Annotated in this window: 16 protein-coding genes; 7 read left to right on the top strand and 9 right to left on the bottom strand. The window is 62.4% G+C overall.

The genetic code is table 11. From position 1 onward, the window contains the following. Positions 1 to 142: 142 nt before the first annotated feature. On the bottom strand, positions 143 to 331 hold the full coding sequence (locus V7773_RS10085) for a hypothetical protein (protein WP_018607615.1): 189 nt from the start codon (positions 329 to 331) through the stop codon (positions 143 to 145). A 339-nt stretch (positions 332 to 670) separates the two neighbouring features. On the opposite strand from V7773_RS10085, the gene V7773_RS10080 reads away from it, so the two are divergent. Together V7773_RS10080 and V7773_RS10075 are read left to right on the top strand one after the other, a co-directional pair. After that, entirely contained in the window at positions 671 to 1,507 is an 837-nt protein-coding gene (locus V7773_RS10080; RefSeq protein ID WP_060738695.1) for a CvfB family protein, read from the top strand. Positions 1,508 to 1,896: 389 nt separating this feature from the next. Beyond that, positions 1,897 to 3,351 (top strand): NCS1 family nucleobase:cation symporter-1, encoded by a 1,455-nt coding sequence (locus V7773_RS10075; protein WP_092347168.1) that lies wholly within the window; start codon positions 1,897 to 1,899, stop codon positions 3,349 to 3,351. Here V7773_RS10075 and V7773_RS10070 read toward each other — a convergent pair whose 3' ends face one another. Beyond that, positions 3,352 to 4,524, bottom strand: a complete 1,173-nt coding sequence (locus tag V7773_RS10070; RefSeq protein WP_092150974.1) for an MFS transporter — start codon at positions 4,522 to 4,524, stop codon at positions 3,352 to 3,354. 103 nt (positions 4,525 to 4,627) lie between these two features. On the opposite strand from V7773_RS10070, the gene ptrR reads away from it, so the two are divergent. After that, positions 4,628 to 5,521, top strand: coding sequence for a putrescine utilization regulator PtrR (ptrR, locus tag V7773_RS10065; protein WP_063322451.1), 894 nt, complete (start codon positions 4,628 to 4,630; stop codon positions 5,519 to 5,521). Between the two features lie 139 nt (positions 5,522 to 5,660). Next, positions 5,661 to 5,789: a PA1414 family protein gene (locus V7773_RS10060; RefSeq protein WP_256222727.1), complete on the top strand. Its 129-nt coding sequence runs from the start codon at positions 5,661 to 5,663 to the stop codon at positions 5,787 to 5,789. A 237-nt stretch (positions 5,790 to 6,026) separates the two neighbouring features. Here V7773_RS10060 and V7773_RS10055 read toward each other — a convergent pair whose 3' ends face one another. From V7773_RS10055 to speB, 4 genes are all read right to left on the bottom strand, one after another. Next, entirely contained in the window at positions 6,027 to 7,415 is a 1,389-nt protein-coding gene (locus tag V7773_RS10055; RefSeq protein ID WP_336073255.1) for a sodium:solute symporter, read from the bottom strand. A 194-nt stretch (positions 7,416 to 7,609) separates the two neighbouring features. Then, entirely contained in the window at positions 7,610 to 9,124 is a 1,515-nt protein-coding gene (locus tag V7773_RS10050) for a purine-cytosine permease family protein (protein WP_256572705.1), read from the bottom strand. 51 nt (positions 9,125 to 9,175) lie between these two features. After that, positions 9,176 to 9,601, bottom strand: coding sequence for a YybH family protein (locus V7773_RS10045; protein ID WP_336073254.1), 426 nt, complete (start codon positions 9,599 to 9,601; stop codon positions 9,176 to 9,178). 9 nt (positions 9,602 to 9,610) lie between these two features. Next, complete coding sequence (speB, locus tag V7773_RS10040) at positions 9,611 to 10,561, bottom strand: agmatinase (RefSeq protein ID WP_003198979.1); 951 nt, start codon at positions 10,559 to 10,561, stop codon at positions 9,611 to 9,613. 350 nt (positions 10,562 to 10,911) lie between these two features. Between speB and V7773_RS10035 the strand changes: the two genes are divergently transcribed. After that, the gene (locus V7773_RS10035) at positions 10,912 to 11,805 is read left to right on the top strand and encodes a LysR family transcriptional regulator (RefSeq protein WP_003184133.1); all 894 of its coding nucleotides are present in this window, start codon (positions 10,912 to 10,914) and stop codon (positions 11,803 to 11,805) included. 2 nt (positions 11,806 to 11,807) lie between these two features. Continuing rightward, entirely contained in the window at positions 11,808 to 12,404 is a 597-nt protein-coding gene (locus V7773_RS10030) for a tRNA-uridine aminocarboxypropyltransferase (protein ID WP_336073253.1), read from the top strand. A 185-nt stretch (positions 12,405 to 12,589) separates the two neighbouring features. On the opposite strand, the gene V7773_RS10025 is transcribed toward V7773_RS10030, so the two are convergent. The 3 genes from V7773_RS10025 to V7773_RS10015 all read right to left on the bottom strand — a co-directional run bounded on the left by V7773_RS10025 (position 12,590) and on the right by V7773_RS10015 (position 17,747). Next, the gene (locus V7773_RS10025; RefSeq protein WP_072341479.1) at positions 12,590 to 13,954 is read right to left on the bottom strand and encodes an HlyD family type I secretion periplasmic adaptor subunit; all 1,365 of its coding nucleotides are present in this window, start codon (positions 13,952 to 13,954) and stop codon (positions 12,590 to 12,592) included. 244 nt (positions 13,955 to 14,198) lie between these two features. Continuing rightward, complete coding sequence (locus V7773_RS10020; protein ID WP_336073252.1) at positions 14,199 to 16,358, bottom strand: type I secretion system permease/ATPase; 2,160 nt, start codon at positions 16,356 to 16,358, stop codon at positions 14,199 to 14,201. A gap of 30 nt (positions 16,359 to 16,388) precedes the next feature. Beyond that, complete coding sequence (locus V7773_RS10015) at positions 16,389 to 17,747, bottom strand: TolC family outer membrane protein (protein WP_063322445.1); 1,359 nt, start codon at positions 17,745 to 17,747, stop codon at positions 16,389 to 16,391. Between the two features lie 455 nt (positions 17,748 to 18,202). Between V7773_RS10015 and V7773_RS10010 the strand changes: the two genes are divergently transcribed. Then, the coding region (locus tag V7773_RS10010; RefSeq protein WP_336073251.1) for a retention module-containing protein at positions 18,203 to 19,621 on the top strand (1,419 nt) is incomplete at its 3' end.

Here is a 19,621-nt window from a genome sequence, read left to right as displayed (position 1 = left end):
TGGGCTAGAGAGGTGAAAGCATACCGGCGAATGCTCGGCTGCGAAGGCCGTTCGTCGATTCATGGGAAATGGATAGGGCGGGGAGGGTTCCAGTCCAAGCGCTTCGAAACTCAAAGCGCTTTGGGACCAGGTGACGCGCAGGTTACTTCTTGCCCAGGCTGATCTGCTTGGACGGGCCGAATGTCTGGCCGCTGACGCCTTTGGCAATTTGCTGGATCTCGCCGCCGGACTTGAGGAACGCAGCGATCTGGTCGTTGATCGACTCGCTGGTTTCAACGGCTGGAGCTGGCTTTGCTTTGCTGTTGGATGCTTTTACGCGCATGACGGCCATTAACCTGTAGATAATTAATTGGGCCAGGCATCGTACAGGAAATACTTGACAATTGCTTGGCAAATATCCTTCTGAATTATCGCCAGCGTGATGGGAATAATCAGCCGTTATCCGGCAATAATTGCCCTAAGCCTCTGTTTTAAATAACAACCGTGTGAAGAATATTGTGCCGAGAAAGGACGGCATGCACCGTCTCCGGCCTGACGAATGGCTGTGCCTCGGATGGAAACCCAGGAAAATCAACGGTTGTGCCGGGCCTTCCAGGCAAACCTTGCCGGCGGCCACGAATCGCGCCGCAAAACCGGGTAGAATGCCGCCCACGCAATGAGGGTATTGGAAATGGCTTTAGTCGGGCGCTACAACAGTTTGCAAGTGGTTAAACACACTAACTTCGGTTTATATCTGGATGGCGGGGCGGACGGCGAAATTCTGCTGCCCAACCGTTATATCCCCAAGGATATTCCCAGCGAAGATGAAGACTGGCTCAATGTTTTTATTTATCTGGACAGCGACGACAAACTGATCGCCACCACCGAAAAACCAAAAGTGCAGGTCGGTGAGTTCGCCAGCCTGAAAGTGGTTGAGGTCAACAGCATCGGCGTGTTCCTGGACTGGGGCCTGCCCAAGGACCTGTTGCTGCCGTATTCCGAAGAAAAGCGCCAAATGACCGCCGGCGAATACTGCGTGGTGCACGTCTACCTCGACAAGCACACCCGTCGCATCACCGCCACGGCACGCCTGGATCGCTATCTGGACAAGACCCCGGCCAACTATACGCCGGGCCAGGAAGTGGATTTACTGGTCGCCGAAGCCACCGACATGGGGTTCAAGGCGATCATCAATAACAAGCACTGGGGCTTGATCCACAAGAACGAAATCTTCAAGTTCATGCGCGCGGGCATGCAGGAAAAAGGTTTCATCAAGGAGATTCGCCCAGACGGCAAGATCAGCCTGAGCCTGCAGCCGGTGGGCCAGGAAGCTGCCACTAGCCTGAACGCCAAGATTCTCGCCAAGTTGCGAGAGAACAACGGCACCCTGGCGGTCAGCGACAAGAGCGACCCGGCGCTGATCAGCAGCCTGTTTGGCGTGAGCAAGGGCAACTTCAAGAAGGCCATTGGTGCGCTGTACAAGAATGGGCAGATTGTCATTCATGCCGATCGCATTGAATTGAGCTAACTGCACACAATTCCTGTGGCGAGGGAGCTTGCTCCCGCTGGGCTGCGAAGCAGCCCCAAACCAGATGCACTCAATCCAAGCTAAGACACCGAGGTAGCATGTTCGAAGGGGCCGCTTCGCGCCCCAGCGGGAGCAAGCTCCCTCGCCACAGGTTGATCTTCGCTGTATACAAAATCTTGCACCTTTAGCATGCACCTGCGCCCTGTTCGTGGGCGTATGCCTGTTCCTGCGTGGTGTTTCTCTGCGCCACACACCCCGGTTTGTCTAACATCCAGCGCCTATGGCACGCATTCTGCGTGGAAACGCGTATACAAACCATGCCGGCTCCCGTGCGCAGTATGGTGAGCAGGTCGATACGGGGGCACGGCGGTACTCAAAGGAGCCCCGCAATGTCCGAGCAATTGCCCAATGGCTACAGCCCCCGCCTTTACAACGAGGACCTGGGCCCACTGCCGCAGAAATGGAATTGGTACAACATCTTCGCGTTCTGGATGAGTGATGTGCACAGCGTGGGCGGTTATGTCTTCGCCGCCAGTCTGTTCGCCTTGGGCCTGGCGAGTTGGCAGGTGCTTATCGCCTTGCTCGGCGGGATCTGCATCGTGCAGTTGATCGCCAACCTGGTCGCCAAGCCGAGCCAACAGGCGGCGGTGCCGTACCCGGTGATCTGCCGACTGGCGTTCGGGGTGTTCGGGGCGAATATTCCTGCGGTCATTCGCGGTTTGATCGCCGTGGCCTGGTACGGCATTCAGACTTACCTGGCCTCCAGCGCGCTGATTATCGTGGTGCTGCGGTTTTTTCCTTCGATGGAGGTCTACGCGACGCCGCATTTTGCCGGTTTGTCCTACCTGGGTTGGTTCGGTTTCCTCAGCTTGTGGTTCGTCCAGGCGCTGGTGTTCTGGACCGGTATGGAATCGATCCGTCGTTTCATCGACTGGGCGGGGCCGGTGGTGTACGCCGTGATGTTCCTGTTGGCCGGCTGGATCGTGTGGAAGGCCGGTTGGAGCAACATCAGCTTCACCCTGGCGGAAAAGTCCTTGTCCGGCTGGCAGGCGTTCGGCCAAGTGATCGTGGCGACGGCCCTGGTGGTGTCGTACTTTTCCGGTCCGACCCTGAATTTCGGCGATTTCAGCCGTTACTGCCGGAGCATGTCTGACGTGCGCAGGGGTAATTTCTGGGGATTACCGGTGAATTTCCTGGCGTTCTCCCTGGTCACCGTGGTGATTGTTTCCGGGACCTTGCCGGTGTTCGGTGAAATGCTCCACGACCCGATAGCCACCGTGGCGCGCATCGACAACGACGTGGCGGTCTTGCTGGGGGCCTTTGCCTTCGTGACGGCGACCATCGGCATCAACATTGTCGCCAACTTCGTCTCGCCGGCCTTCGACTTCGCCAACGTCGCTCCCAGCAAAATCAGCTGGCGCGCTGGTGGCATGATCGCGGCGCTGGCCTCGATTTTCATCACGCCGTGGAACCTGTTCAATAACCCTGAAGTGATCCACTACACCCTGGACGTGTTGGCGGCGTTTATCGGCCCGCTGTTCGGGATTCTGCTGGTGGATTACTACCTGATCAAAAAACAGCAGATCGACGTCGATGCGCTGTTCAATGACGGGCCCAGCGGGCGCTATTACTACAGCGGCGGCATCAACTGGACGGCGGTGAAGGCGTTGATTCCGGCGACGCTGATGGGGGTGGCGATCACCTTCACGCCGATGCTGCAATCGATGGCCAATTTTGCCTGGTTTACCGGTTGCTTCCTCGGCGGGGTGTTGTATTTCGCCTTGGCGCGACGCGAGCCGGCCACGCAGTCGAGCAAGGCGTTCAGCCCGGCCGGCCAGGCCTGATCAACGCAGGGCGGTCTGGGCGCAAGGGTTCGCCGCGCCCCGGCTGGCGGGCCGCAGCAACAGGCCACCGGCCAGCACCAGGCCGCTGCCGGCAATGATCAGTGCCGGTTGCAGGCCGCCGCTGAAATGGCTGCTCAGCGCCGCCAACAGGGGGCCGCTGAGCTGGCCCACGGCAAAGCAGGCGGTCAACAGGCCAGCGTTGCGCTGGGTGGCGTGGGGCGCCAGTTCCCGGGAGCGCAGCATCACCAGTTGCATGCAGGCCAGGAACGGCGTGCCACAGAGGATCACCCCCAGCGCCAGCCCCGGCCCGCTGCCCAGCAGGCAGGCAAATACCCCGGCGGCTTGCAGCCAGAGCGTGCCGATCAGCCAGCGGCCGGTGGTGTTCGGGTTCGGCCGCCGCCGGCTGACCAGCAACACGCCGCTGGCGGCGGCCAGGCCGAAGCAGGGCCAGAACAGATCGGCCAGCCATTGGCCGTGGAACTGCGCCGAGGCCATTTGCGACAGGAACGTCGCCGGAATGATGTAGCCCACGCCGTACAGGGCGTACACCACGCCCAGTCGAGCGATGCCGGTGTTCGGCGAAGGGGCGGTCGGCCCTGCGACAGGTGCTGCGGCTGCCGGCTGCGGCAGGATCGGCAAGATCACCAGCAACATCGCCAAGGCCACGCCGGCATACACCAGCCACAGGGTGGCGGAGGTCTGGCCCAGTAGGTTCGAGCCGAGGGCGAGCAGGCCGGTCAGGAAAATCCCCAGGCCCGGGCCGGCAAACACCAAGGCACCGAGCCGTGGCCGTTCCACCGCCGCGGCCAAGGGTTGGCTCAGGGCGGTGATCATCACCATCACCCAGGCGCTCGCCACGCCGGTGCCGAAGCGCAACGCCAGGTGCGGCCAGAAGCCCCAGGCCCAGAACGACGCCAGGGTCAGCAGCACGCACAGCCACAGGCCGCCGAGCAACCGCCGCCGCACCTGTTCCGGACGACGGGCGAACATGGCGTCCAGCGCGCCAAGGAAATACCCCAGGTAGTTGGCGGCGGCAATCAGACCGGCGGCGGTCAAGTCGACCTGACCTTCGCCGATCAAATGAGGTAACTGGGGCGTCAAGGCGAAGCGGCCAATGCCCATGGCCATCATCAGCGCGATGAAACTGCCGAGCAGGCGAATAAGAGGTGACATGGTCGTTCTCCGGTGTCGGGGCGAATGACCGTCAGGCTAGGACTGATTGACTTTCATTAAAAATGAATAATAGTGAGTAACTTGTTCTTTTTTTGAGAAGGTCATGGAGTTCAGCCAACTGCGGATTTTCCAGGCCGTGGCCGAGGAAGGTTCCATCACCCGGGCCGCCGAGCGCCTGCACCGGGTGCCGTCGAACCTGTCGACCCGGCTCAAGCAGCTTGAAGAGCAACTGGGCGTGGACCTTTTCCTGCGGGAGCGTCAGCGTTTGCAGTTGTCGCCGGCAGGAAAAGTCCTGCTGGACTACGCGGCCAAGCTGTTCGCCTTGCACGACGAGGCCCATGCCGCCGTGCAGGGCGGGCAGCCGGCCGGGGACTTCCTGCTGGGCACGATGTACAGCACGGCGGCGACGCATTTGCCGGACCTGCTGGCGGCTTATCACCGGGCGTATCCGGCGGTGAACCTGCAAGTGCAATCGGGGCCCAGTGGCGAGCTGCTTGAAGGCCTGCTCACCAACCGGCTCGACGCGGCGCTGGTGGACGGCCCGCTGGAGCTCGCGGGGTTGGATGGCGTGCCGTTGTGCGACGAGCGGTTGGTGCTGATTACCGAGGCCGATCATCCGCCGGTTCGCAGTGCCCTGGATGTGCAGGGCCGCGCGGTGTTCACGTTCCGGCGTGGTTGTTCGTACCGGATGCGATTAGAGGCCTGGTTTGCCCATGATCACGCGACCATGGGCCGGGCGATGGAAATCGAGTCTTACCAGGGGATGCTGGCGTGTGTGATCGCCGGGTCCGGGGTGGCGTTGATGTCCGAGTCGATGCTGGCCAGCCTGCCGGGCCGCGAGCGGGTATCGGTGCATTCGCTGGCCGAGCCGTTCGCCAGTGCCACCACGTGGCTGATGTGGCGCAAAGGCATGGTCGGGGCCAACCTCAACGCTTGGATTGAATTGCAACAACAGGCCTGGCCGCGAACGCCCATGACGACGGCGCAATCGGCTTGAACTCCGGGAGGTGGATTTGGATCAATTCAGTAACAGATCATTGCAAACTGAGACGAGCATTGCGTAGAACATCGGACTATTATCAGTGCGAAGGGGCCACAGTAATTTGCCGCTCGTACCACCCTGAGGGGGCACCACGATGAAAGAGAAAATCCAGAATTGGCTTCATGACCTGGGTGTCGCGCTTGGCCTGATCGAGCCACCGATGCAACCGATACCGATCCGCACCGATGACGAGCAACGCCGCCGCCAACCGCGCCGCCGGTAACTACACCGCAGAATTTGGAGAGATCGCAGTCTTCGACCGTTTCAAACGAGACGGCCGAGGACTGCGATCTTTTATTTTGTATGCAATCTGTGGCGAGGGAGCTTGCTCCCGCTGGGCTGCGAAGCGGACCCCATCAGCTCCTGAGCCCTTTCTGACACACCGAGGCGCCTGGCTTTGGGCGCGCTTCGCGCACCAGCGGGAGCAAGCTCCCTCGCCACGGGTACTGCGTCGTACCGGTTAGATCGCCTTGGCCACCGCACTCGGCCGTGGCGACAACAAGCTCACCAGCACAAAACTCACCAGCGCCACGCTCAGGCTGTAGTAGATCGGCGTGTTGGCGTCCAGGCCATCCTTGAGCATGAAGAACAGCGCGGTCAGGAAGCCCAGCGACATGCTGGTGATCGCGCCGGCGGTGGTGGCGCGTTTCCAGTAGATGGCGCCGATCAGCGGGATCAGCATGCCGCCCACCAACAGGTTGTAGGCCAGGGTCAGGGCGCTGATGACGTCGCTGACCACCAGGGCGATCACCAGGACCACCGCCCCCATCAGCAGGGTCGCGATGCGGTTTTCGTGGACGTCGCCACTGCCGCTTTCACGGCCCTGGCGCAGACGGGGCAGCAAGTCCTGGACCACCGTGGTGGACGCCGCGAGCAGGCCCGCTGCGGCGGTGGACATCAAGGCTGCCAGGGCTGCGGCGATCACCAGGCCGCGAATACCGTTGGGCAGGCTGGTCTGGACGATGCTGGCGAAGGCGTTGTTGACGTTTTCCAGGTCCGGCAGCAATACCTTGGCCGCCATGCCGATCAACGCACCGGCCAGGCCGTACAGCACGCAGTACAGGCCGGCGGCGGTGCCGGCCACTTTGGCCACGCCTTCACTGCGAGCGGTGAACACCCGCTGCCAGATGTCCTGGCCGATGAAGATGCCGAAGAAGTAGATCAGGAAGTAGGTGAGGATGGTGTCCCAGCCAATCGCGGTGAAATCGAAGTAACTGGCCGGCAATGCCGCCACCATCGCGTCCCAGCCACCGGCATCGACGATGGACATCGGCATCAGCAGGAACACCAGGCCAACGGTCATGATCAGGAATTGCACGATGTCGGTGAGGGTCAGCGACCACATGCCGCCGATGGTGGAGTACAGCACCACCACGCCACCGCCCACCAGGATCGACACCCAGAACGGCAAGCCGAACAGCACCTGCATCACGGTGCCGATGGCGATGGTCGAGGTGGCGCCGATCATCAGTGCGTAAACCAGCATGATCAGCGCACTGGCCTGGCGCGCGGCCGGGTTGTAGCGGCGCTCCAGCACCTGGGTCACGGTGTAGATCTTGAGCTTGAGCAACGGCTTGGCGAGGAACAGGCTCAGGCCGACGATGCCCAGGCCGATGGCGCCGCACAGCCAGAATCCGGAAATACCGTAGACGTAGCCCAGGCGCACGGTGCCAATGGTGGACGCGCCGCCCAGGACGGTGGCGGCCATGGTGCCCAGGTAAAAGCCCGGGCCGAGATTGCGCCCGGCGACCAGGTAGTCGTCACGGGTTTTAGCGCGGCGCATGCCGTACCAGCCGAGGGCGATCATGCCAGTGGCGTAGAGAAGAACGACGATTAAGTCCAAAGCCATGATGGCGTGTCTCCGATTGTCTTTTTTATAGGAAGTCGGGGTGATGCCCTCCCTGGCACCGCGCCCTCAGTGCGAACGTGCTTGTGTGGCGAGGGAGCTTGCTCCCGCTGGGCTGCGAAGCAGCCCTTGATAGCGACTGCTGCGCAGTCGAGCGGGAGCAAGCTCCCTCGCCACAGGGGGGTTGTTGGCTCGGGTCAGACGGTCTGCCTGAGGGAGGGGCTATCGATTGACACCGAAGAGCCTTTGCTCCGCGGATCATCCGGCCCGTACACCGCCGCCGGTTCCGGGAATAACCCAAGCAGCACCAGGTACACCACCGAGGCCAACCCCAGGGTCACCGGCAGGCTGATGTCGATCCCACCGGCCAGTTCCCCCAGCGGCCCGACGAACTGCCCCGGCAGGTTGACGAAGCACAACCCCACCAGCGCGCTGGGAATCCACGCCCCGAGGCCGCGCCAGTTCCAGCCATGGCTGAACCAGTAGCGCCCGCCGGTTTCGCCGCGGGTGAACACTTGCAGGTCGTCCGGGCAGTAGAAGCCGCGGCGCACCAACAGGCCGATGATCATGATCACCATCCACGGTGTGGTGCAGGTGATGATCAGCACGGCGAAGGTCGAGACGCTCTGCACCAGGTTCGCCGCGAAGCGCCCGATGAAGATGAACGCAATCGACAGCACGCCGATCAGCAGCGTCGCCTTGACCCGCGACAGCACTCGTGGAAACACGCTGGACATGTCCAGCCCGGTGCCATACAGCGACGTGGTGCCGGTGGACATGCCGCCGATCACCGCGATCAGGCACACCGGCAGGAAGAACCAGCTCGGCGAAACCGCCAGCAGGCCGCCCACGTAGTTGTTGGCCGCGATGTAGTCCGGCGCCTTGATCGCCACGATGGTGGCGGTGGCGAGGCCGAACAGGAACGGGATCAACGTCGCCAGCTGCGCAGCGATCACGGCCAGCATGATGCGGCGCTTGGGCGTGTTGCGGGGGATGTAGCGCGACCAGTCACCCAGGAACGCACCGAAGGAAATCGGGTTGCTCATGGCCACCAGCGCCGCGCCGATAAACGCCGCCCAGAAGCCCGGCTGGCCGAGGCTGACGGTGCCGGCGAACTGGCTGTCGAAGGTCGGTGCGAAAGCCAGGATACCCAGCAAAAACAGCAGGCTGGCGGCCCACACGGCGATGCGGTTGACCCACAGCATGAAGCGAAAGCCGTAGATGCACACCGTCAACACCAGCAGGGCAAACAGGCCGTAGGCCAGGCCCAGGCTCAGGTCGGTTTCCGGCACGCCGATCAGCCGCTTGGCGCCGCCGATCAACGCGTCCCCCGAACTCCACACCGACAGCGAGAAGAACGCGATGGCGGTCAGCAACGAGAGGAACGAGCCGACGATCCGCCCGTGCACGCCGAAGTGCGCACCGGAAGAAACCGCGTTGTTGGTGCCGTTGAGCGGGCCGAACAGGCCCATGGGGGCGAGGATGATCGACCCCACCAACACCCCTAGCACAATCGCCCAGACACCGGCCTGGAATGACAGGCCGAACAGCACCGGGAAACTGCCGAGCACGGCGGTGGCAAAGGTATTGGCGCCACCGAAGATCAGGCGAAACAAGTCCCCCGGGCCGGCGGTTCGCTGGTGGTCCGGGATCTGTTCGACCCCGTTGGTTTCAATTTGCGTAAGGCTTTTATCGTTATTGTTATTCATGATCTGCTCCGATCATCAAGGCGCGCTCATCGTGTGTGAGCGTCGCCTGTTTGGCTAAGGGGGTGGCAGCCCTTCCGGCATGGCGGACAAATGTTCATGGCAGGCCAGCCATAGGCCCTGTTGTTCTTGTGCGCGGCCTTCCTGTTTGCGGAACAGGATGGTTTCGCGCTCCTGGCTAAAGTGTCGCTCCCCTTGCATGCGCAGCTCGGTGGCCACGTCATGGATGAAAATCGCCACGTCCCCTTGCAGGCTGACGAAGGCGTTGCTTGAGGTGCACGTGAGCACCTCGAAGCCATCCTCGGAGCGCCAGCGATCCCACAACGCCTGGTAGGCATCGCGTGACAGCAGGGGCTGTTCGAGGGTGTAGAACACGAAGCTCGCATCGGTGGTGAACGCGCCGAAGTAGGCGTCGCGGTCATTACGGGCGAAGGCCGACACCAGATCGGCGGCGGCCTCGAGAACCTGCTGTTGCTCGTTCATGGGCGCACCTCAGCGATGAACCACACCGGGCAGCACGCAGAGCATCTCGTACAGCAGGTTGGCGCCCAGCAACGAGGTGTTGCCGGTGGTGTCGTACGGCGGCGAGACTTCTACCAGATCGCAGCCGACCAGGTCGAGGCCCTGGCAGCCGCGCACGATTTCGATCGCCTGGATGGTGGTCAACCCACCGATTTCCGGGGTGCCGGTGCCAGGCGCCCAGGCTGGGTCGATACCGTCGATGTCGAAGCTCAGGTACACCGGGCCACCGCCGACTTTCTCACGCACTTCGGCCATCAGCGGGGCGAGGGATTTGTGCCAGCACTCTTCGGCCTGGACCACACGGAAACCCTGGTTACGGCTCCAGTTGAAATCATCGGCGGTGTAGCCCTGGGCCCGCAGGCCGATCTGCACCACGCGGTCGCAATCGAGCAAGCCTTCTTCGACGGCGCGGCGGAAGGTGGTGCCGTGGGCGATCTTCTCGCCGAACATGTGGTCGTTCACATCGGCGTGGGCGTCGATGTGCACCAGGCCGACCTTGCCGTGTTTCTTGTGGATCGCCCGCAGGATCGGCAGGGTGATGGTGTGGTCGCCACCCAGGGTCAGGGGGATGACGTTGTGTTCGAGGATCTTGTGGTACGACTCCTCGATGATCCGCACCGCGTCCAGCAGGTTGAAGGTGTTGATCGGCACGTCGCCGATGTCGGCCACCGACAGCGAGTCGAACGGCGCGGCGCCAGTGGCCATGTTGTAGGGGCGGATCATCACGGATTCGGCGCGGATCTCCCGCGGCCCGAAACGGGTGCCGGCGCGCAGGGAGGTGCCGATGTCCAGCGGCACGCCAACGAACGCAGCGTCCAGGCCGGCAGCGGTTTGCAAATGGGGAAGTCGCATCATGGTGGCGATGCCGCCGAAGCGCGGCATTTCGTTGCCGCCCAGTGGTTGGTGCAGAATCTTGTCCACGGGTAGGGCCTCATCGTTGTTTTACTTATCAGGGGCCGATTCTGCGAAAAGCGGTTGCCGTGAAGAATCGCTGGGGGCAAATACTTAGTTCAGATTTTTCTAAACTAATGGTGGGCGGGGCGATAGACTCCCAATCCGTGCAGTATCCCGTGTGGTCTGGGGGACATGGTGCCCCTGTGGCGAGGGAGCTTGCTCCCGCTGGGCGGCGAAGCCGCCCCAAAACCAATCACCTCGGTGCCTCAGGCAGATTGCAGCGATAGGTTTACGACGGCTGCGCCGCCGAGCGGGAGCAAGCTCCCTCGCCACAAAAGCTCTGCAAGTTCTATGTCCCGTGAGTTCAGGAGTATCTGATGGCCAACGCTCTACCCGACCTGAAACTGCTGCGCATTTTCGTCAGCGTGGTTCGGCACCAAGGGTTCGCCAATGCCCAGCACGAACTCAACCTGTCCACGTCGGCCATCAGCACCTACATGAGCCAACTGGAATCGGCCTTGGGCCTGGTGTTGTGTCATCGCGGCCGGGGTGGCTTCAGTCTGACCAGCAAGGGCGAGCTGTTCCATCAGGAAACCTTGCGCCTGCTGGGCGAGCTCGAAGGGTTCGAGCAGTACGCCGCCGCGCTTAAAGGGGAACTGCGCGGCACCTTGAACCTGGGGGTGATCGATTCCACTGTCAGCGACAAGGCCCTGCCGTTTGCCGAAGCCATTGGCGCCTACAGCCAGGAGCATCCGGCGGTGCATTTGCACCTGTCGGTCATGAGCCCTTATGAGTTGCAACTGGGCGTGCAGGATAATCGCCTGGACCTGGCCATCGGTGCGTTTTCCACGCGCATGAGCGGGCTGGTCTACATGCCGCTGTACCGTGAGCAGCACTGGTTGTACTGCAGCAACCGCCACCCGTTGTTCAACGAGCGGCGCATTCCCGAGCAGGTCATCACCCAACAGCGCATGGTCGGGCGCGGTTACTGGAGCCAGGCCGAACTGGCGCGCCACGGCTTCAAGCACAGCGCGGCGACGGTGGAGAGCATGGAGGCGCAGTTGATCCTGGTGCTGTCCGGTGCCTACGTCGGTTACCTGCCCGAGCACTACGCCCAGGCCTGGGTCGACAAGGGCGACTTGCGCGTGCTGCTGCCAGCGACCTTTGGTTATCAGGCGCCGTTTTCGATGATCGTACGCCGTGGTCGTAGCCGCGAGCCGCTGATCCAGACCTTCCGCGATTTGCTCAAAGCTCAACTGAATCAGGCCTGACCATGTCCAGAATCCAATGCCCGCGTTGCCACAGGCCGCAAAGCCATTGCCTGTGCCCGCTGATCCCCAGCCTCGACAGCCGCACCCGCGTCTTGCTGTTGCAGCATCCCAGTGAAGTGAACCATGCTTTGAATACCGCCCGGCTGGCGGCATTGGGACTCAATAATGCCGAGTTGATCGTGGGTGAGGTGTTCGAGGATTTGCCCCGGTTGCTCAATCAACCGGGGTATCAGGCGCGCTTGCTGTTTCCCGGCGACGAGGCGCAGCCGTTGCAAGCCTATGTCCTGTCCGATGAGCCGCTGCTGTTGGTCGTTCCCGATGGCACCTGGCGCAAGGCGCGCAAGTTGCTGCACCTCAACCCGTTGCTGGCGGCACTGCCGAGAGTGACCCTGGCCGAAGGCGCTGTGTCCCGTTACCGCTTGCGCAAGGCGCCCGGACCGGGGGCGTTGTCGACGGTGGAGGCGATTGTCCAGGCGTTGCAAACGCTGGAGGCGCCGACGAGTTTCGAGGCGTTGTTGAGGCCGTTCGAAGCGCTGATCGAAGGGCAGATTGCGGCGATGGGGGAGGAGACTTACCAGAAGAACCATGGAGGGGTTTAGAGGCCCCTGTGGCGAGGGAGCTTGCTCCCGCTCGGCGGCGCAGCCGTCGTAAAACCTACTGGCGCGGTCTGTCTGATACAGCGAGGTGAATGGTCTTGGGGCTGCTTCGCAGCCCAGCGGGAGCAAGCTCCCTCGCCACAGGGGTTAACCATGTCCCCGGACCAAACAGGCGAGTCAAATCCAGATCAGCGCTCGCGCATCGCCTCGGTCCGCGCCTTCAACACCGGCTTGAGCAAGTAATCCAACACACTCTTCTCTCCGGTAATGATATCCACCGTCGCCACCATTCCTGGAATGATCAGCAAGGGTTTGGCATCCCCGCCCAAGTGGTTTTTGTCGGTGCGCACCTGGATCAGGTAGAAGCTGTTGCCCTTGTCGTCGGTGATGGTGTCGGCGCCGATCAGTTCGAGCTTGGCGCTCAGCCCGCCGTAGATGGTGTAGTCGTAGGCGCTGAACTTGACCATGGCTTTCTGGCCCGGGTGCAGGAACGCCACGTCCTGGGGGCGGACCTTGGCTTCGATCAGCAGGTTGTCTTCCAGGGGCACGATTTCCACCATGTCGTTGCCTGGCTGCACGACGCCGCCGATGGTGTTGACCTTCAGTTGCTTGATCACCCCATGCACGGGCGAGACCACCGTAGTGCGTGTCACGCGGTCGTCGATGGCGATGCTCGATGCGGTGATTTTCGACAGTTCGGTGCGTTTCTCGTTGAGGTCCTTGGCTGCTTCGGAGCGAAAGGTCTGTTCCGATTCGTCGATCTTGCTCTTGATCTCGTTGATCGCCGATTCGGCTCGGGGAATGGCCAGGGTGGTGGCGTTGAGCGAGCCGCGGATTTCCACCGCGCTGCGTTTGAGCCGCAGGATCTCCACCGGTGATACCGCCCCGGTGCGCACCAGCGGGGCGGACATGTTCATTTCTTCTTGCAGCAAGGCCAGGGCCGAGCTGAACTGGCCTTGCTTGGAGCGAAACTCCGCCAGCTCCTGGGTCTTCTGCCGCAGCTGTTCGGTCAGGGTCCGTTGTTCACTGGCCAGGCGCCGCTGGCGTTGTTCGTACAGTGAGCGCTCGTCCTCGGCCACTTGCGGGGCCTTGGCGATCACCTCGGCCGAAAGATTGAACGGCCGGCCCTCGGCCTCGGCCGACAGACGCTCGACCTGGGCGGTCAAGGCATAGCGGTCGGCTTCGCTCTCGCCCTTGTTCGACTGATATCGGGTGTCATCCAGGCGCAGCAGGGTGTCGCCCTTGTTCACCATCTGGCCTTCACGGACGAAAATCTCGGTGACGATGCCGCCCTCCAGGTTCTGGATCACCTGGATCTTGCTCGACGGAATCGCCTTGCCTTCACCGGTGGTGACTTCCTGCAACACCGCCAACTTCGCCCAGACCAACCCGGTGACGATCAACCCGGCGGCCAGCCACACGGTGACCCGCGAGCGCCGGGGCGAATCCTGCAGCGTGGCGCCGGCGGTTTCCGGCATGAACTCGCTTTCGGCGCTTTTGCTGAAACTGCCGAAGTAGCTTCGAGCGGTTGAATCCGGTGTTTGGGCTGACATGGAGCGGTACCCGTCGGTTAAGTGAAGTGGAGCCGGTCGCTGCTTTTTAGAAAAGAGCGGGTGCTGCTTTTAGAAGAGAGCTGGGCGCTGCTTTTTGTGGCGAGGGAGCTTGCTCCCGCTCGGCGGCGAAGCCGTCGTAAAACCTGTCGAGGCGGTCCGTCTGACACAATCGGGTGAATGGCTTGGGGGCTGCTTCGCAGCCCAGCGGGAGCAAGCTCCCTCGCCACAGGTGTTGTGGGGGCTGTTAAACCGCCGCCGTTCCCACCCGTCCCTTGCGCAACGCATCGATGACTGCTTCCTTCGGTCCATCCGCCACGATCCGTCCGTTGTCCAACACCACCAAGCGGTCCACCAGGCTCAGCATCGAGGTGCGGTGGGTGACCAGCAGCACGGTCTTGCCCTGTACATGGGTGTGGAGTTTTTGCCGCAGGACGTCTTCGCTGCTGTTGTCCATGGCGCTGGTGGGTTCGTCCAGCAGCAGGATCGGCGGGTCGAGCAGCAAGGCCCGGGCCAGCAGCACGGCTTGGCGCTGACCACCGGAAAGCAACTGCCCGCGCTCGCCCACCGGGCGGTCGAAACCTTGGGGATGTTGGCGCGCCAGTTCGGTGACACCGGTCAGTTCCGCCACTTCCAACATGCGCGCGTCGCTGATGTAACGGGCGCCCAAGGTGAGATTGTCCCGCAGGCTACCGGCCAGCAGCGGCAGGTCATGGGCAACGTAGCCGATCTGTTGGCGCAGGTCGGCGACGTCCAGTTGCCGCAGGTCCAGGCCGTCGAGCAGCAACTGGCCTTCCTCCGGCGCATAGAAACCCATCACCAGGCGCGCCAGGGTGCTCTTGCCCGAGCCACTGCGGCCGATGATCCCGACCCGTTCGCCGGGCTTGAGGCTGAAGCTGATGTTCGCCAGTGCTGGGCTGCTCTGGCCGTTGTAGTGGAAGGTCACGCCGCTGACGTCCAGCGCGCCCTGCAACTGGGTGCGATCCAGCGGCCGTTGTTTGGCATCGCGTTCCTGGGGCAGCGCCATCAGGGCATCGGTGCTGCGCATGGTGAGCTGGGCTTGCTGGTAACGGGTGATCAGCCCGGCGATCTGCCCGAGCGGGGCGAGCACCCGGCTGCCGAGCATATAGGTCGCCACCAGCGCGCCGACGCTGAGGTTGCCGGCGATGATGCTGTAGACCCCGGCGACGATGGTCGCCATGCCGGCCAGTTGTTGCAGGAACAACGTGCCGTTGGTCGCCAGAGCCGAGAGGTTGCGCGCGTGGCTTTCCAAGCGGGTGAGGGCTCCGTGGGTGCTTTCCCACTGATGCTGGCGCTCGCTCTCGGCGCTGCAGGCCTTGAGGGTTTCCAGGCCGCCGAGGGTTTCGATCAGCAGAGCCTGGCGCTGGGCGCCGAGGGCCAGGCTTTTTTGCACGGTGTCGCGCAGGCGCACCTGGATGATCATCGCGAAGACAATGGTGATTGGAAACGCCACCACTGGAATCACCACCAGCCAGCCGCCCAACAGGCCGATCACCACCAGCATCAGCAGGGCGAAGGGCAGGTCGATCAGGCTGGTGAGGGTCACCGCCGTGAGGAATTCGCGCAGGCCCTGGAAGTCGTGGATGCTCTGGGCGAAGCCGCCGATGGTCACGGGCTTGGCCTTCATCGCCATGCCGGTGATGCGCTCGAACAGGGTGGCGGAGAGAATCACGTCGGTTTTCTTGCCGGCGGTGTCCAGCAGATGGGCGCGCACCACCCGCAACACCAGTTCGAAACCGGTGCCGATCAACAGCCCCACGGCCAGCACCCACAAGGTCGACGTGGCCTGGTTCGGCACCACGCGATCGTAGGTCTGCATGACGAACAGCGGCACCATCAGGCCTAGCAGGTTGATCAGGAAACTCGCCAGGATCGCGTCGCTGTACAGCCAGCGCGACAGTTTCAAGGTGTCGCGAAACCACGCCTCGACCCGCGGCACCAGGGGCGCGCGCAGGTCTTCGAGTTCATGGCGCGGCCGGGCGAATAGCGCCTGGCCACTGTAGTCGAGGGTCAGTTCCTCGCGGCTGACCCACTGCTCGCCACCATCGGCTTCGCTGGGCAGGATCAGTGCCTTGCCATCCTCGCCCCAGCGCCGCAATACCGCACAGCGGCCCCCCGCCAGGATCAGCATCACTGGCAGGTTCAGGGGGGAGATGTCCGCCAGCTCACGACGCAACAGCCGCGCCTGCAAGCTTGCCCGGGCCGCTGCGCGGGGCAGCAGGTCCAGGCTCAAGCGTTGGTGCGCCATAGGGAGCCCGGCGCTGAGGCTGGCGCGGCTGACCGTCGCGCCATGGAGTTTGCAGAGGATCAACAGACCGTCCAGCAAGGGATCATCGAAATTCAGGCGCGGATCAGCGCCAAGGGTTGCGGGTTCCATGCTGGTCACAGTGTTCGCTCCCATTTTTTTTCGAGGGGGCTACTTCAGTTCCGGCAGCCGAGCCTGGTTCTTGACTTCGGTCTGCGCGACCGTATCGGCCGGCAGCACGATCCGTTGTTTGTGCAACAGCAGGCCCATGTTCGCCAGCACCCGGTACATCGAGTACTCCTCGGTGTAACGCACCTCGGTGTAGCGACGGTTGGCGTTGTACAGCTCGTTTTCGCTGTCGAGCAGGTCGAGCAGGGTGCGCTGGCCGAGACCGAACTGATCCTGGTATGCGGCGCGCACACGGGCGGTGGTGTCGGCGTATTCGCGGGCGGTGGGGGTCTGTTTGCGGGCGTTGAGCATCGCGTTCCAGGCCAGGCGCGTGTCTTCGTTGAGCTGGCGCAGGGCATTGTTGCGGATGTCCATGGCCTGGTTGATCTGGTGGGCGTTGGACGCCAACCGCGCCTTGTCGCTGCCACCGCGGAACAGGTTGTAGTTCATCACCACGCCGACCCGCCAGTTGTTGTCGTGACCTTCTTCGCCACCGATGTTGTTATTGGCGCCCACCGCTGCCTCGGCGTCGAAGCGTGGGTAGAACGGCGACTTCGCCACTTCGTACTGGCTCTCGGCGGACTGTATGTCGGCCTGGGCCGATTTCAGGTAGGGGTTGTTATCCACCATGCTTTGCTGGGCTTCGCGCAGGTCGGCGGGGATTTCGCCTTTGGTCGAGGGCGGTGTCTCCAGCTCATCGGGCATGCGTCCGACCACGCTGTAGAAGTTGGCCTCGGCGTCGGCCAAGTCGACCTGGGCGGTGTCGTAGTTGTTTTCCGCCAGGGCCCGACGGGCATTGGACTGGTCGGAGTCGGCCGTACTGCCCACCCCTCGCTCGGTGCGCAGGCCGATCTGGTCGTTGACCCGCAGGTGCGCCTGCAGATTGTTCTTGGCCAGGGTCACCAGCTCGCGGCGCTTGAGCACTTCCAGGTAGACCTCGATGGTGCGTAGCGCCAGGTCCTGGGCGGTGCCTTGGGCGTAATAGGCCCGGGAGTTGACCACGCCCTGGGTGCGGTCCACTTCATTGGCAGTGTTGAACCCGTCGAAGATCATCTGCCGCAGGCGCAGCTCCGATTGGGTATAGGTGAGGATGTTGGTGTGGTGGTTGCCCAAGGCCCGGGTGTTGGTGTTGTCGCTATAGCCACGACCGTAACCGGCATTCAAATCCACCGATGGGAAAAAGCCCCCTCGGGCGACCTTGACGTCTTCATTGGCCGACAGACGGCTGTCCACCCGTTGTGCCAGCTCTGGGTGAGTGGCAATGGTGCTCTGGATCGCCTCGGTCAAGGACATTGCCTGCGCCTGAGAAGAGCAGGCCATGGCCAGTAAAACCGCGCTGCAGAGGGGGGTTAGAACGCGCATGGGGTGCATCTCCTGAGGTCTGTAGTGCTTCGCTTGTCGCCAAAATATTGACGTATTAAAGATCAAAACCGTTTCAACCTTGTAACAACACAGCTAAGAACATCCTGAGCAAAACCTAAGAAGAATTTCTCATAAGGCTTATTCCGAAAAAAACTTATGAGCTTGAAAAAAACCGGCACATTGTTCAGAGCGAAAGCCTTTTAGTTTGCGGGTTGCGACGGCTTTTAGGCGTCAATAAAAGTTCCATGCAAATTTTTAAACGATGTGAAGAAGTGTCGAAAGAGCGATCTGTGAGGTGGTTTTTGGTGACGGTTTTTTGTCGTTTTGGCGAATTGCCAGCACCTTCTGCTTTCACGAAAGCTGGCAGATTTTCCAGCTTTCTGGATTGCCAAACCTGAGGACGGATTCTTCACCCAGACACGTGCCGATTGCGGTCGGCAACGGAGGAAATGCACATGGCAGCGCTCATCGGTATCGTCAGCAAAATAGTCGGGCAAGTATTCGCAGAAGCGGCCGGTGGCCTGCGGCGGCCTCTGGTCGAAGGCGATCGGCTTTATGCCGGCGAACACCTGGTCACCGGTGCCGAAGGGGCGGTGGCTGTTCGTATGCAGAACGGCCAGACGTTGACCCTGGGCCGCGAAAGCAACCTGACCCTGACTCCGCAGTTGCTCGCCAACCATGCGCCGCATGTCGACACGCCTGACGCGGCGACACCGAGTAACGCGCAACTGACCGATGTGCAAAAGCTGCAGCAAGCCATCGCCGCCGGTGCCGACCCGACCCAGACCGGTGAAGCCACGGCCGCCGGCCCCGAGGGTGGCAACCCGGGGGGCGTGGGCGGTGGGCACAGTTTTGTGCTGCTGGAAGAGGTTGGCGGGGAGGTCGATCCGCAGATCGGTTTTCCGACGGCCGGGTTCAACGGGATTCCCGAGTTTCCACAGCTGCGCCTGGCCGGTGATCCGGACAACACGGGCGACGATGCAACCGTGCCGCCGGTGACACCGGATAACCCGGTGACCCTCGACGGGGTCAATGTCGAGGGTGGCGAACTGACCACCAACGAGGCCAATCTGGCCGATGGTTCGGCCAGCAATCCGGGGGCGTTGGTGCAAAGCGGCACCTTCACGGTTTCCGCGCCTGACGGGCTGAGCAGCCTGAGCATCGGCGGCATCAACGTGATCACAGGCGGCGTGCCCACGGGCTTCCCGCAAACCATCACTTCGGCGCTGGGCAACACGTTGACCATCACCGGCTATGACCCGGCCACGGGGGTGGTCAGCTACAGCTACACCCTGACGGACAATGAAACCCATCCTGCCGGCGGTGGTGCCAACAACATTACCGAGCAGTTCCCGGTGGTGGCTGTCGACACCGACGGCGACACGGCCACCGGCACCCTGGACGTCAACATCACCGATGACGTACCCCAGGCGATCGACGACAGCCACGCCAACACGGCGTCGGAAACCCTGGTGACCCTCACCGGCAACGTATTGCCCAACGACCATCAGGGCGCCGACCGGATCCCCACCGGTCCCGACAGCGGGCCGATCATCGGCGGCACGTTCACCGGCACCTACGGCACCCTGGTGCTCAACCCCAACGGCACGTACACCTACACCCTGAACCCCAGCGACCCGCAATTCGTCGCGTTGCACGGTGGGGGCAGCGGCACTGAGACGTTCACTTACACCCTGACCGACGCCGACGGCGACACCAGCACCGCGAACCTGGTGCTGCAAGTGCATAACAACGACGACCCTGTGGTGTTGGTGGGCCTTGATGCCGAGGGTGGTGAGCTATCGCTGCAGGAAAAAAATCTCAGCGACGGTAGCAGTCCGGATGCATCGGCGCTGACTCAAAGCGGCACCTTT

Origin of the sequence: Pseudomonas sp. 3JA (genome assembly GCF_036961705.1) — a bacterium.
Lineage (GTDB): Bacteria > Pseudomonadota > Gammaproteobacteria > Pseudomonadales > Pseudomonadaceae > Aquipseudomonas > Aquipseudomonas fluorescens_Q.
This window is presented reverse-complemented; position numbering and strand designations above follow the sequence as displayed.

Excerpts from the sequence above, each read along its gene's own strand:
- V7773_RS10025 (WP_072341479.1), bottom strand. The coding sequence starts at position 13,954 with ATGTCAGCCCAAACACCGGATTCAACCGCTCGAAGCTACTTCGGCAGT.
- V7773_RS10085 (WP_018607615.1), bottom strand. The coding sequence starts at position 331 with ATGGCCGTCATGCGCGTAAAAGCATCCAACAGCAAAGCAAAGCCAGCT.
- V7773_RS10055 (WP_336073255.1), bottom strand. The coding sequence starts at position 7,415 with ATGGCTTTGGACTTAATCGTCGTTCTTCTCTACGCCACTGGCATGATC.
- V7773_RS10075 (WP_092347168.1), top strand. The coding sequence starts at position 1,897 with ATGTCCGAGCAATTGCCCAATGGCTACAGCCCCCGCCTTTACAACGAG.
- V7773_RS10060 (WP_256222727.1), top strand. The coding sequence starts at position 5,661 with ATGAAAGAGAAAATCCAGAATTGGCTTCATGACCTGGGTGTCGCGCTT.
- V7773_RS10080 (WP_060738695.1), top strand. The coding sequence starts at position 671 with ATGGCTTTAGTCGGGCGCTACAACAGTTTGCAAGTGGTTAAACACACT.
- V7773_RS10030 (WP_336073253.1), top strand. The coding sequence starts at position 11,808 with ATGTCCAGAATCCAATGCCCGCGTTGCCACAGGCCGCAAAGCCATTGC.
- V7773_RS10015 (WP_063322445.1), bottom strand. The coding sequence starts at position 17,747 with ATGCGCGTTCTAACCCCCCTCTGCAGCGCGGTTTTACTGGCCATGGCC.
- V7773_RS10035 (WP_003184133.1), top strand. The coding sequence starts at position 10,912 with ATGGCCAACGCTCTACCCGACCTGAAACTGCTGCGCATTTTCGTCAGC.
- V7773_RS10070 (WP_092150974.1), bottom strand. The coding sequence starts at position 4,524 with ATGTCACCTCTTATTCGCCTGCTCGGCAGTTTCATCGCGCTGATGATG.
- ptrR (WP_063322451.1), top strand. The coding sequence starts at position 4,628 with ATGGAGTTCAGCCAACTGCGGATTTTCCAGGCCGTGGCCGAGGAAGGT.
- V7773_RS10045 (WP_336073254.1), bottom strand. The coding sequence starts at position 9,601 with ATGAACGAGCAACAGCAGGTTCTCGAGGCCGCCGCCGATCTGGTGTCG.